Here is a 12,236-nt window from a genome sequence, read left to right on the forward strand (position 1 = left end):
GCATGGATCGCAAACAGTCACCTCATGCTCAAGCTGATTGGGCTCAGCCCTAGGTCGCCAGTCCCGAACGGACCCGCCGCACCGGCCGGCTGACGAACCGGGAGCCCGCGAGCAGGAAGCGCCAGGGCGTCTCGGCACCGCGGGTGATGCCGATCCGCCGGTCGCTCACGATCTCGGCCGGCTCCGTGCGGGGCGCGAGCCGGAACGGTGGCCGCCCGACCGGCCAGCCGTCCTGGGCGCCGGTGACGCCGAGGGCCTGACACAGGCGCCCCGGCCCGGCGCAGAGCAGCCGCACCGCGTCCGTACCCCGCCGGGCCTGCATGGCGGGCAGGCCCTCGGTCGGCGCCAGCGCCCGGATCAGCACCGCGCTCCCGGGCTCGCAGACGAGGTTCAGGCACCAATGCATCCCGTAGGAGCGGTAGACGTAGACGGTCCCGGGGGTCCCGAACATGCTGGCGTTGCGCCGAGTGGGGCCGTTGAAGCTGTGGGAGGCGGGATCGGTCCGGTCATAGGCCTCCGTCTCGACGATGACGCCGCCCGCTCCGTCGACGAACAGGCCGGCGCCGATCAGCTCCGCCGCCACCGCGGCGGCCGGTCGGGCGAAGTCGAAAGTCAGCATCGGGTCCCGGGATTCGGCAGGCTTCATCCGGCAGGCAACGCCCGACAGGCCGCCGGTGTGCCCCGCCCCGGCGGATCGCACCGCGCCTGCCGCGGCGGCGGATGAGCGTCGACACGTTCGATGTCGCCATCCTGGGCGCGGGGCAGTTCGGGCGCAGTTCCGGAGCACTTGTGAATGTGTACCGGCAACACCAGCCACAGAAGAGCCCAGCTGTCATCAAACGGGTTTGAAAATCAGCCCCTGTTTAGGATCGATATGTTATTTTTGGAATCGGAACGAAATCCGGCGCACCCATGATGGATGATTTTCAATTGTTGAACAAAGAATAAGACGATCTATCCATAGTTGCAACACGCGGAGGAAGACAGATGTTGGCACGGCATCGGGGCGCATTGAAACTTCTCGAACTTCTCCAGGCCTATGCCGGGGTCGGCCTGTGGGACGCCATCCTGCACGAGGGCGATCCCGCGCATCCGAAGAGCCGGTGGACCTGGAGCCCGGAATTCCGTCGACTCGCCGGCTACCGCTCGGAGGCGGAATACCCGAACGCGATGGAATCCTGGTCGACGCGCCTGCACCCGGACGATGCCGGTCCGACCTTTGCGGCCTTCGGGGCCGCGCTCAAGGACGTGGGCAACAGCGGGGCATACGACGTCAGATACCGGCTTCAGATGCCGGACGGGACGTATCGGTGGTTCCGCGCCATGGGCGGCGTCGCGTTCGATCAGGCCGGCGTCGCGCAGCGCGCCTGCGGCTCGCTCGTTGATATCCAAGCCGAGGTCGATGCGCTCGAATCCAGCAAGCTCCGCTCCCGGCAGCTCGAGAGGCTGATCGCCGAATTCGACGCGAGCACGTCGTCGGTGGTCACGTCCCTGTCGGCATCGGCGAAGGAGATGGAGGCCGTCGCGCGACGCATGGCGGACTCTGCCGATCAGGACACGCGGCGGACCGGCGAGGTCGCGGCGGCGGCGACGCAGACGTCGAACAATGTCGGGATCGTCGCGGCGGCGGCCGAGCAGCTCGGATCCTCCGTCTCCGAGATCGGCCAGCAGGTCGACAATTCCGCCCGGCTCGCCCGATCCGCGGTGACCGAGGCCGAGCAGACGACGGGTCTGATCACGGACCTCGACGCGGCCGCCTCGAAGATCGGCACCGTCATCGCGGTGATCTCGTCGATCGCCGGCCAGACCAACCTCCTGGCGCTCAACGCGACGATCGAGGCGGCCCGGGCCGGCGAGGCGGGCCGCGGCTTCTCGGTGGTCGCCGCGGAAGTGAAGGAGCTGGCGGGCCAGACCACCCGGGCCACGGAAGAGATCACCACCCAGATCAGCCAGATCCAGTCGGCCACCCAGCGTGTGGTCGCGGCGATCGGCGGGGTCGCGGGCCGGATCCGCGAGATCGACACCACCGCGACCTCGATCGCCGCCGCCGTGGAGGAGCAGGAAGCCGCGACGCAGGAGATCGTCCGCACGATCGAGCAGGCTGCCGCGGGAACGGGGGAGGTCACGCACAATATCGGGGAGATCGCGCTGAGCACGCAGGAGAACGGCACGGCGGCCGGCGGGGTGCTGAACGCGGCACTTCAGGTTTCGAATCAGGCCGAGCGTCTCGGCACCGAGGTGCGCGGCTTCCTGGATCGGATCCGGGCCGCCTGAGACGCACGGTCCGGGACCGTCGCCCGGCGGCTTCGGCGCCGGTGCTCCGCGGATCGAACACCGATCAGGCCCGCGGCGCCGTCTCGACCCGGAGGGACGGCGCCAGCGCCAGCATGAGCGGCACTGCGGCGAGCGCCGTGGCGGCCGAGGCCGCCGCCGCCCAGTGCGGGCCGGCCATGTCGCCGAGCCGCCCGTAGAGCAGCGGGGCCGCCAGCGCGCTGCCGCCGAGCGTCCAGGTGTAGAACACCGCGAAGGCCCGCTCGACCTGGCCGCCGGGGGCCAGCTCCGGCACCGTGCCGTAGAGCACCGAGGAGGTGCCGTTCAGCATCACGCCGAGCAGCGGCAGCAGGAGCAGCGCGGGGGCGAGCGGCAGCGCGATCACCGCCAGGATCATCACGGCGGTCCCGGTCTCGGTGAGGATCACCGTGCGGGTCACGCCGAGGCGCTCGCCGATCCGGCCGCACACGGCCTTGCCCAGGGCTCCGCCGACGAAGACCAGGGAGAGCGCGAGGCCGACCGTGGTCAGCGCCGCGCCCTTCTCCTGCATCAGGAACGGCAGGTAGATCAGGAAGGCCGGCCGGGCGGCGTTGTCGAGCATGCCGATGGCGACGAGCAGCCGGAACCCGCCCCGGCCCGCGGGGGCGCCGACGGGCCGCGCCGGTCTCCGCGCCGTCGCGCCGGGAGCAGCCTCGCGTGAGCCGGAGTCACGCGGCAGCAGGCGGCCGACCGCGAGCGCGACGACGATTCCGGCGGCCGCCACCACCCAGAGGGCATGGCGCCAGCCCGTCAGGGTCAGCAGGAAGCCGACGAGGGGCGGCACCGCCGCCTTCCCGAGATCGCCGGTGAAATTGTAGGTGCCGAGCGGCCCCCGGGCTCCGGGTCCATAGGCCCGGGCGATCACCGCCGAGGCCAGGGGATGCTGGGTGCTGCTGCCGGCCCCGCCGAGCAGCAGGCCGACGCTGAGCCCGATCAGCCCGCCCGAGGCACCCGCGACGGCGTAGCCCAGCGCGCTCAGCAGGGTGCCGAGCATCAGGACGGTCCGGGCGCCGAGCGACTGGGCGAGGTGGCTCGCCGGCATCTGCAAAGCCGCCAGGGCGCCGTTGTAGAGCGAGCGCAGCAGCGCCAGGGCGACGTAGTCGAGGCCGAACTCGGCCTGCCAGACCGGCAGCAGCACGTAGATGAGATCCGTGTAACCGTCGTGGAGGGCGTGGTTCACCCCCGTAACCGCGAGGGTGCGCCGCGCCTCGCCGGACGCGGCGGCCTCGTGCGATGCGGTCGGGGTTGATGCGAGGGCCATCCTGTCACCTTCTGGCTGTGGGCGGAGGATGGCCGGCTGGTTCGCGACTGACAAACGACTTATGCTGACGCGCGTGTGAGGAAACCTGACCCGTGCATCGCCGGCTGCCGCCCTTGAACGCCGTGAAAGCCTTCGAGGCCGCGGCCCGGCACGCGAGCTTCACCCGGGCGGCGGACGAACTGCACGTCACCCACGGGGCGGTGAGCCGGCAGGTGCAGATGCTGGAGGCGTGGCTCGGCGCGCCGCTGTTCGAGCGCCACAACCGGCGCGTGGTTCTCACCGAGGCCGGCGCGGCCTTTGCTGCCGAGATCGGCGCCGCCCTCGACCGCATCGCACTCGCCACCGCCCGGCAGGTCGAGCGCGGCCGACCGCGCCTGCTCCACATCAACGCGCTCGCCACCTTCACCCTGCGCTGGCTGATCCCGCGCCTGTCCGGCTTCCAGCGGGCCAACCCGGCCATCGAGGTGCGGCTGACGACCTCCAACGTGCCCCTGGCGCAGCTGACGGAGCCGTTCGACGTGGCGATCCGGGGCGGTCCGGACACGCGCCCAGGCCACGTCGCCGAGCCGTTCCTGTCGGAGCGGCGCATCCCCGTCTGCAGCCCGGCTTTGCTGCGGCGTCTTCCCCTGGGGGAGCCTGCGCAGCTCCGGCAGCACACGCTGCTGCACGCCGCGACGCTCCCGCGGGTCTGGCCGGACTGGCTGCGCGCGGCGGGCGTGCCGGACCTGACGCCGCAAGCCTCGGTGACGCTGGAGCATTTCTACCTGACGCTCCAGGCCGCCCTCGACGGGCTTGGGGTCGCCATGGGACCCGAACGGCTGATCGCCGACGACGTGGCGGCGGGCCGCCTGACCCTGCCCTTCGCGGGTCCGGCGCTGCCGGCGCGGAGCTACTACACCTACGTCCCGGAGGCCCGGGCGGAGGATCCGGCGATCCGCGCCTTCTGCGGCTGGCTGGCCGCGGCGGCGGGGCGGCCGTGAGAGGTCGGCATCGATACGGGCGGTGTGGGTTTGAGGGAGGTTTTGGCGCCGCGTGAGGGACCCCTCTCCGTGCGGGCTTAACATTCACCGTTCTTCATCGGATAGGCAAAGGATCCCGCGCGCTCCCCTCCCCCCTCTGCGGGGGAGGGAGGGCGCGTGGCAGGTCTGGACCGCCAGACCCTTCAACCGAACGACCATCCCAAACCCACCTCCCGGCCTCGCAAAGACGGGATCCGCGTGTCACGTTTGAAGTGGCGCGCCGAGTCCACCCGGCCCATGAAAGACATCCGGAACGCGCCCGATCCCGCCCGGGTTGGCGTGAGACGCTTCTGCCGAAGGTGACCGCATGGCGCGCAAGCGTCTCCGCCCGACGATCGAGAGCCTGATCGAATCCCTCGGCCGGCTCGGCCTGTCCCCGGATTCGGTCGATCTCGACCGGCTGCTCGCCCATCTCGACCTGCCCGATTACGGCGCCGAGGTGGAGGACGCGCGCGTCGCCCAGGCGTTGCGCGCGATGCGGGTGGCCCGGGCCTTCGCGGAGACCGGGGTTCCGGCGATCCGGCAAGCGATCCCCAATCTGCGGGCCGTGGTGACCAAGGATCACCGGATCACGTGGCTCGTCCGCACCGAGATTCCGCTCCTCGACAACGGCCGGCTGGACCTGCGCCTCGACGTCGCCCCGGATCCGGAGGCGGCCGCGATCCTCGCCCGCATGGCGGCCCGGAACGATCCGGCCCACGGCCTGGAACCCTTACGCGAGGCCGTGGCGCGCACCGCCCGCGACGCCACCCGCGCCCTGCACAAGCCGGTCGATCGGCTCCAGGCACAGCTCCTCGTGGACCTGCGCGAGGTCGGGGCGGATGCCGCCGCCTACATCGCCCATATGGACCGCTCGCTCCGGTCCCGGGTGTTCACCTACGGCCCGAAGCTCGCCCGCGGCCTCAACGACACGCTCACCCCGGTCCGCCGCCACGCCAAGGCGGTGGCCCGCGAGGGCTCGCGTCTGCGCCGCCTGCGCGATCAGGTCGGCTTCGGCGCCTATATCGAGCGGTTCACGGCCGCCCGGCGCCTGAATCGAAAAATCCTGTTCCACATGGGGCCGACCAATTCCGGCAAGACCTACGCGGCCCTCCAGCACCTGACCGCAGCCGAAACCGGGGCCTACCTCGCGCCGCTGCGACTCCTGGCGCTGGAGAACTACGAGACCCTGCGCGAGCGCGGCCTGCGCGCCGGCATGATCACCGGCGAGGAGGTGCTGGGCGAGCCGAACCCGACCCACACCGCCCGGACCATCGAGACCGCCGACCTGACCCGGCCGATCGACGTGGCGGTGATCGACGAGATCCAGATGCTGTCGGACCCCGACCGCGGCTGGGCCTGGACCAACGCCCTGTTCGGCGTCGCCGCCCGCACCGTGATCGTCTGCGGCTCGGACGACGCCCTGTCGTATGTCCGCCGCGCGGCGGAAGCCGCCAACGAGTCGCTGGAGGTCATCCCCTTCACCCGCAAGTCGCCGCTGCTGCTGATCGAGCAGCCGGTGCCGTTGGAGAAGGTCGAGGCGGGCGATGCGGTCGTGGCCTTCTCCCGCCGGGCCGTCCACGAGAATCGCGAGATCCTGGTGGCGCGGGGTCACCGGGTCGCGACGATCTACGGCGCCCTGTCGCCGGAGGTTCGCCGGGCCGAAGCCGCGCGCTTCCGCTCGGGCGAGGCCAACGTGCTGGTCACCACCGACGCGATCGGCATGGGGCTCAATCTCGGGCCGTTGAAGCGCATCGTGTTCTCGGCGGTGCGCAAGTGGGACGGCACCGCCGAGCGGGCGCTGACCCATTCCGAGATCCGCCAGATCGCCGGCCGGGCGGGCCGCTACGGTCATCAGGATGTCGGCTACGTGGCGGCGACCGAACCCACCGCGATCGAGCCGATCCGCACCGCCCTCTCGGGCGCCCCGACGGCGCCGGCGGCCGACACGCGCTTCTTCGTCCGGCCGGATCTCGGGGCGATCCGCTCGGTCGCCGAGGAGATGCGCACCCACAGCCTGTACGAGGTGCTGACCCACTTCGCCCGGGCGACCTTCTACGCCGGCTCGCCGTTCCAGCCCTCGGCCCTGGAGGAGGTGCTCGACGTCGCCCGGACGGTCGATCGCGCCCGGCTGCCGATCGAGGAAAAGTTCGCCTTCTCGGTCTGCCCGATCGACCGGCGCGACGAGATCGCCATGGGCCTTCTGGAGCGCTGGTGCCAGGCGCGGGCGGCGGGCCTCACGGTGCCGGCTTTGCGCGGCAACCTCGCGGGCGCGCTCGACTACCAGGAGCGGACCGTGAAGCTCGCGAGCGCCTATCTCTGGCTGTCCCGGCGCTTCCCCGAGACGTTCGACGACGTGGAGGCCATCCGACACATGCGCGGCCGCGCCAACGATTCGATCGAGCAGCACCTGCGCGAGACCGCCACCCGCAAGGCCGAGCGGCGCACCCGCCGCAGCGCCGGGGGGCGGTGACGGGCGAGACCTGCTGTCGAATTACGCCCGATCGTCGGGCTTCAACGCCACGCGCCAGGGTTTCACCCTGGCAACCGACCAAAGGGCATCGCCCTTTGGAATCCCGGACTCGGCGATCAGGCGCCGGCCCAGGCGGATGCAGGGCCGTTCCACGAAGCGATGGACCGGGGCCGCGATGGCGAGCGCGACCAGCATCGCGGCGGCGATCAGCGCGTGGCCCGGGACGACGAGACCGGCCCACCGGGCGGCGGCGAACACCATCGCCTGGGCGATCGGGCCGAACAGGTAGAGGCCGTAGCTCACCGCGCCGAGCCACGCGAGAAGCGGCGCCTCGATCCGGCAGCGCGTGGTCATCAGCGCGAAAAGCAGGAGCGCCACCCAGTAGGTGGCGGTGTAGCGGTACCACGTCTCGCCGAAGCCGAGGTCGCGCCCATAGGCGAGCACCGAGATGACGGGGATCGCCAGCGCGATCAGGGTGAGGATTCCGAGGGCGGCACCGCGCGCCTGCGCCTGTCCCTCGACATGCCAGCGGCGCCAGAGCGTCCCCCACAGCATGATCGCCAGGGCCAGCGGCAGCGCGACCGGCAGCGCCTTGCCGAGGTGGTGGCGGGCGAGGGCCATCAGGACGGCCGCCGCCAGCATCACCACGGCCGCGCCCACGAGCCCGCGCGTCCGCATGAGCAGCCCGGCGCAGAACAGGAGCACGCAGAGCCCGTAGAAGATCAGCTCGATCTGCAGGGTCCAGTACAGGCCGATGATGTTCTCGATGCCGACGAACTGCTGGAGCATCGTCAGGTTGGCCAGGACGGTCGAGACCGGCAGATCCCGGCCCAGCGCGATGTAAAAGGCGCAGATCCCCATCGGGATCGACAGCCAGTAGGCCGGATAGAGGCGGAAGAACCGGCCGATCGCGAAATCCCGGACGGGTGTCCGGCTGCGCACGTCGAGCGAGTAGGGCACGACGAAGCCGGAGACGGCGAAGAACATCACCACCGCCACCTTCCCGAGGTCGACGGATTGCGTGAGCGCCCCGAACAACACCCGCTCGACCGCGCTCTCCACCTGCCCGGTCTTCAGGAGATGGTCGGCGATGTGGAAATAGATCACTGCCAGGGCGGCGAGGCCGCGGATCGTGTCGACATAGCCGAGCCTTGCGCCCCGCATCGCTCTACCTGTGAAAACGCCGGATGACCGCGCTCAGTCAGCTGCGCGCTGCCTCGGAAACAATAGAGCTATTCCCAGTTCGCTTCACATCCGAATCGATTGCGGGGCGAAAAACTGTTCCGACAGAGTTAAGACGGCGACCCAATCTGAAAAAAGCCCGCTCCGGCGGGCCGGGCGGGCTGAAGGTGGGTCTGCTTTGGCGATGCAGGGCGGTTGCTTAGCCGGCGCGATGATCCTGTTGCAGCGGTGACGCGGCATGCCCGCCAAGCGTCGACCGCCGGTAACAACGGCGTTACGCTTGCATCCCGGAAGACGGAACGGAGCCCGGCGCGCGGTCAGGCCGGCCACACCTCTCGGCCGGCATGACGGGCTTGACCAGGCAGGCGTCCACGTCGGCCCGCCGCACGGCCGTGGAGGCGTGCGCGTGCTCCTGCGTGGTCCTCATCGCGAACGGCGTCTCCCGCAGGCGGCGGTCGTCGCGCACCCGGTGGAGCAGCTCGAAGCCGGACATCGGGAACATGGGCAGGTCCGCGACGACGAGACCGTAGGCTGGCGTGTTGAGCCTCGCCAGCTTTGCGCAGCGTCCTGTCAAGCTTAGTCCCGATGCGCATATTCTACTGAATTACCGACAGATGCCGGCGGTTAACGACATCCAATATAGTTAATTCTGCGACAAAGATGTGGATTGTAAATAAATTATCTGCGCGATGCTTGCACTGTGTGGAAAGTGCGCCTTTTCATGGACGTATCAGCGCGGCAGGGAGGCAGGGATGAAATACGCAGGTATAATCTGCTTTGCAGTGGCTGCGGTGACTCCGTGCAATCCTGCCTGGGCCGGCCACGGAAACGCCCTCGCGGGTGGCTGGGATGGCACGACCACGAGCGGGAATCGGCGCTCGGCCCCCGCGGCCGCACCGGCCACCGCGACCCCGACCGTCGTGAGAGCCCTCTCGAGCGGCGGGATCTTCGCGGGACCGAGCTTCAGTTTCGACTCGGGGGGCGGCGGGTCGGGAAGCGCCCCCTCCCCGGAGGTCAACGCGACCCTCGGCCTGATCCTCGTCGGCGGGACGGTGGCGATCCTGCGCCGTCGAAGGGCCCGCAAGACCGAGCTGCAGGCCTGACGGCTCCATCATGATCGATCTGGCACGGCGCGGGAGCGGCCTGGGGTCGGGCGCGGGGCGTACCGGTCTCGCAGACCGGGCCGCGGCCTGGGCCGTGCTGATGTTCTCTGCGGGCACGATCCTCTCGGCGACCGTGCAGCGTCATCTGTTCGAGCAGACGCAGACCACACAGCACCTCATCGAGTTCAACGTCGGGGAAGCGTTCGCGCTGGCCGCGCTTCTGTCCCAGCTCCTGACCGTCCCGGATGCCAGGATGACGCTGGCGCGATCCGATCGCGCGGTCCTGGTGCTGTCGGCCCTCGCCTGGTTCATACCCGAGCAGCATGGGGTCTATCTGGCGACGACCCTGGCCGGCAGCTGGCTCTCGCTTCGAGGCCGTGCCGACCGGCATTGGGCCGGGATCGCACAGATCTGGCTCGCCCTGTCCATCTACGAATTGTGGGGCAAGCTCGTCTTCAAGATGGCCTATCAGAGCATCGAGGGCGCGGAGATCGGCCTGATCTCCCGAATCGGCCGCTTGGTCTACGGTGGAATCGGGACGGAAGGTGCCAGCCTCAGCGTCCGGGGCGACTGGGCGATCGTCATCCTCGAAGGATGCTCGTCGTTTCACAACCTGTCGCTGGCCGTTCTGGTCTGGCTCTCCATCCTGAAAATCGCCGCTCACCCGGTCGACCGCGCTGCGCTGGCGGCTCTCGCAACGAGCTTCGGCCTCGTTGTGGCGATCAACGTCGCACGCATCCTGGCAATGCTCCCGTCCCGGGAGGCCTATCACTTCTGGCACGACGACGCGGGATCGTCCCTGGTGGCGCTGGCCGCCGTCGTGGCGATGATCGTCCCGGCGCTGCTCTGGACGAAGGAGCGCACATGCGCGCCGCATCGCCGACCCTGAACGGGTCAGCCCGTGGCTGCGTCGTCCTGTTGAGCCTCGTCTTGGGCGCATCGCTCGCGGTCCGCGCCTATGCCTATGCCCGTCCCGTGGATCCCGGCGGGATGACTTTGCGGGATGGCGCCCTCCCCCCGATCGATCTCGGCGCGGGCACTGTCCTGCCGCGCGCGAGCGCCGGACGCCACCACGTCGTGGCGGGCGCCTGTCCGAGGGCGGCCCTGGTCACCTTCGTCTCGGTGGGCCCCTATGGACCGGACCCCGCGCGGCAAGACGCGCCCCATCCCGCGGATCGGATCGCCTACATCTATCACGGGTGGAACCTCGGCGGCCGATTCGGGACCATCGGGCTCAACGCGATCTACTTCGCCAGCAAGGCCCAGGCGCGTTTCAGCACGGGCCGGAACCCGACCACCGATGACCTCGCCGTCAAGATCGTCGTGCCGGCGGGCTGCGACGCCTCCCCGGAGGATGTGCTGGCGACCTTCCGGAAGCAGGTGACCGCGGCGGACTGACCGAGCGACGGCGCCGATCGATCTCGGTGGTTGCGTCCAGGCTGTTCGCGCCGGCCCCTGTCGCAGACGGCGCCCGCGATGCGGCGCTCGCCCCGACGGCCAATACGACAAAGCCCCCCGTTGCGATGAACAGGGGGCTGTGTCGTGGGATTGTAGATTTGGTTGCGGGGACAGGATTTGAACCTGTGACCTTCAGGTTATGAGCCTGACGAGCTACCGGGCTGCTCCACCCCGCGCCAAGTGTGTGCGGCCTCGCCCGCGTCGTGTGCGGCCTGGGTCAGGCTGCGGCGGGGGCCGGATCGGTGTCGTGTCGAGGGAATGGCGCGGGCTCTGTGCGAGCGTTGCGCTGGGCTTGCGATGTGCGGGTCTGGCGGCGACCGACTCTCCCGTGTCTTGAGACACAGTACCATGGGCGCTGGCGTGTTTAACGGCCGAGTTCGAGATGGGATCGGGTTCTGGGCACGCCGCTCAGGCCACCAGACCGGCGCATCGCAATTCGTTTGGCACTTGGCGTCGCAGGGTGCTGCGACGGCGAGTGTTTCGTTCGGCAAGCATGCAGCGTCTGCTGCGGGTCTTCTTGCGAGCGTGTTGTCTGGTGTCATCAGCCTAGCGGCTGCCGAACCAGTCCGGACACGGATCACGGGAGCGATCAAGCCTGTCGGGCGATTAGTACCGGTCGGCTCAACGCGTCGCCGCGCTTGCACCCCCGGCCTATCGACGTGGTCGTCTTCCACGGCCCTCAAGGGAGGTCTCGTTTCAAGGGGGGTTTCCCGCTTAGATGCCTTCAGCGGTTATCCCGTCCGTACGTAGCTATGCTGCACTGCCGCTGGCGCGACAACAGCTCCACCAGAGGTACGTTCATCCCGGTCCTCTCGTACTAGGGACAAAGCCTCTCAAACCTCCTACACCCACGGCAGATAGGGACCGAACTGTCTCACGACGTTCTGAACCCAGCTCACGTACCACTTTAATCGGCGAACAGCCGAACCCTTGGGACCTTCTCCAGCCCCAGGATGTGATGAGCCGACATCGAGGTGCCAAACGACCCCGTCGATATGGACTCTTGGGGGTCATCAGCCTGTTATCCCCGGCGTACCTTTTATCCGTTGAGCGATGGCCCACCCACGCGGGACCACCGGATCACTATGACCGACTTTCGTCTCTGCTCGACATGTCCGTCTCGCAGTCAAGCGGGCTTATGCCATTGCACGCGACGAGCGATTTCCGACCGCTCTGAGCCCACCTTCGTACGCCTCCGTTACGCTTTGGGAGGCGACCGCCCCAGTCAAACTGCCTGCCATGCGCGGTCCCGGACCCCGATCAAGGGTCGCGGTTAGACCACCATATCGCCAAGGGTGGTATTTCAAGGACGGCTCCACCCAGGCTGACGCCCAGGCTTCAAAGCCTACCACCTATCCTACACATGCCGACACGAAGGCCAGCGCAAAGCTACAGTAAAGGTGCACGGGGTCTTTCCGTCTGACCGCAGGAACCCCGCATCTTCACGGGGA

10 protein-coding genes, 1 tRNA gene and 2 rRNA genes are annotated in these 12,236 nt (G+C 69.2%); 6 read left to right on the forward strand and 7 right to left on the reverse strand.

Annotation, left to right across the window (positions count from 1 at the left end; all coding sequences use genetic code 11):
• Positions 1 to 49 precede the first annotated feature (49 nt).
• Positions 50 to 619, reverse strand: coding sequence for a DNA-3-methyladenine glycosylase (locus FVE89_RS10840; protein ID WP_160534043.1), 570 nt, complete (start codon positions 617 to 619; stop codon positions 50 to 52).
• Positions 620 to 987: 368 nt separating this feature from the next.
• Here FVE89_RS10840 and FVE89_RS10845 point away from each other — a divergent pair, with 368 nt between their 5' ends.
• Positions 988 to 2,274: a methyl-accepting chemotaxis protein gene (locus tag FVE89_RS10845; RefSeq protein WP_160534044.1), complete on the forward strand. Its 1,287-nt coding sequence runs from the start codon at positions 988 to 990 to the stop codon at positions 2,272 to 2,274.
• A 64-nt stretch (positions 2,275 to 2,338) separates the two neighbouring features.
• On the opposite strand, the gene FVE89_RS10850 is transcribed toward FVE89_RS10845, so the two are convergent.
• Positions 2,339 to 3,571: an MFS transporter gene (locus tag FVE89_RS10850; RefSeq protein ID WP_160534045.1), complete on the reverse strand. Its 1,233-nt coding sequence runs from the start codon at positions 3,569 to 3,571 to the stop codon at positions 2,339 to 2,341.
• Between the two features lie 92 nt (positions 3,572 to 3,663).
• Between FVE89_RS10850 and gcvA the strand changes: the two genes are divergently transcribed.
• Together gcvA and FVE89_RS10860 are read left to right on the forward strand one after the other, a co-directional pair.
• Positions 3,664 to 4,551: a transcriptional regulator GcvA gene (gene gcvA, locus FVE89_RS10855; protein ID WP_160534046.1), complete on the forward strand. Its 888-nt coding sequence runs from the start codon at positions 3,664 to 3,666 to the stop codon at positions 4,549 to 4,551.
• Between the two features lie 346 nt (positions 4,552 to 4,897).
• Positions 4,898 to 7,042 (forward strand): helicase-related protein, encoded by a 2,145-nt coding sequence (locus FVE89_RS10860; RefSeq protein WP_160534047.1) that lies wholly within the window; start codon positions 4,898 to 4,900, stop codon positions 7,040 to 7,042.
• Positions 7,043 to 7,063: 21 nt separating this feature from the next.
• On the opposite strand, the gene FVE89_RS10865 is transcribed toward FVE89_RS10860, so the two are convergent.
• Both FVE89_RS10865 and FVE89_RS10870 read right to left on the reverse strand, forming a co-directional pair.
• A complete protein-coding gene (locus FVE89_RS10865; protein ID WP_160534048.1) occupies positions 7,064 to 8,206 on the reverse strand; it encodes an acyltransferase in 1,143 nt (380 codons plus the stop codon).
• A 292-nt stretch (positions 8,207 to 8,498) separates the two neighbouring features.
• Positions 8,499 to 8,726, reverse strand: coding sequence for a hypothetical protein (locus FVE89_RS10870; RefSeq protein ID WP_160534049.1), 228 nt, complete (start codon positions 8,724 to 8,726; stop codon positions 8,499 to 8,501).
• 418 nt (positions 8,727 to 9,144) lie between these two features.
• On the opposite strand from FVE89_RS10870, the gene FVE89_RS10875 reads away from it, so the two are divergent.
• Genes FVE89_RS10875 through FVE89_RS10885 form a run of 3 tightly spaced genes read left to right on the forward strand, consistent with a single transcriptional unit; the run spans position 9,145 to position 10,725 of the window.
• A complete protein-coding gene (locus FVE89_RS10875) occupies positions 9,145 to 9,327 on the forward strand; it encodes a hypothetical protein (RefSeq protein WP_160534050.1) in 183 nt (60 codons plus the stop codon).
• Between the two features lie 10 nt (positions 9,328 to 9,337).
• The gene (locus FVE89_RS10880; RefSeq protein ID WP_160534051.1) at positions 9,338 to 10,216 is read left to right on the forward strand and encodes a hypothetical protein; all 879 of its coding nucleotides are present in this window, start codon (positions 9,338 to 9,340) and stop codon (positions 10,214 to 10,216) included.
• Positions 10,192 to 10,725 (forward strand): hypothetical protein, encoded by a 534-nt coding sequence (locus tag FVE89_RS10885; RefSeq protein ID WP_160534052.1) that lies wholly within the window; start codon positions 10,192 to 10,194, stop codon positions 10,723 to 10,725. The genes FVE89_RS10880 and FVE89_RS10885 overlap by 25 nt, the downstream gene beginning before the upstream one ends.
• 159 nt (positions 10,726 to 10,884) lie before the next feature.
• Here FVE89_RS10885 and FVE89_RS10890 read toward each other — a convergent pair.
• The 3 genes from FVE89_RS10890 to FVE89_RS10900 form a co-directional block, all read right to left on the reverse strand.
• Positions 10,885 to 10,961 (reverse strand) — tRNA-Met (locus FVE89_RS10890).
• Positions 10,962 to 11,090: 129 nt separating this feature from the next.
• A 5S ribosomal RNA gene (rrf, locus tag FVE89_RS10895) occupies positions 11,091 to 11,206 on the reverse strand.
• 164 nt (positions 11,207 to 11,370) lie between these two features.
• Positions 11,371 to 12,236, reverse strand: a 23S ribosomal RNA gene (locus FVE89_RS10900); the annotation flags it as partial.

The sequence above is a fragment of the Methylobacterium sp. 2A genome (assembly GCF_009806555.1).
In the GTDB taxonomy this organism is placed as follows: domain Bacteria; phylum Pseudomonadota; class Alphaproteobacteria; order Rhizobiales; family Beijerinckiaceae; genus Methylobacterium.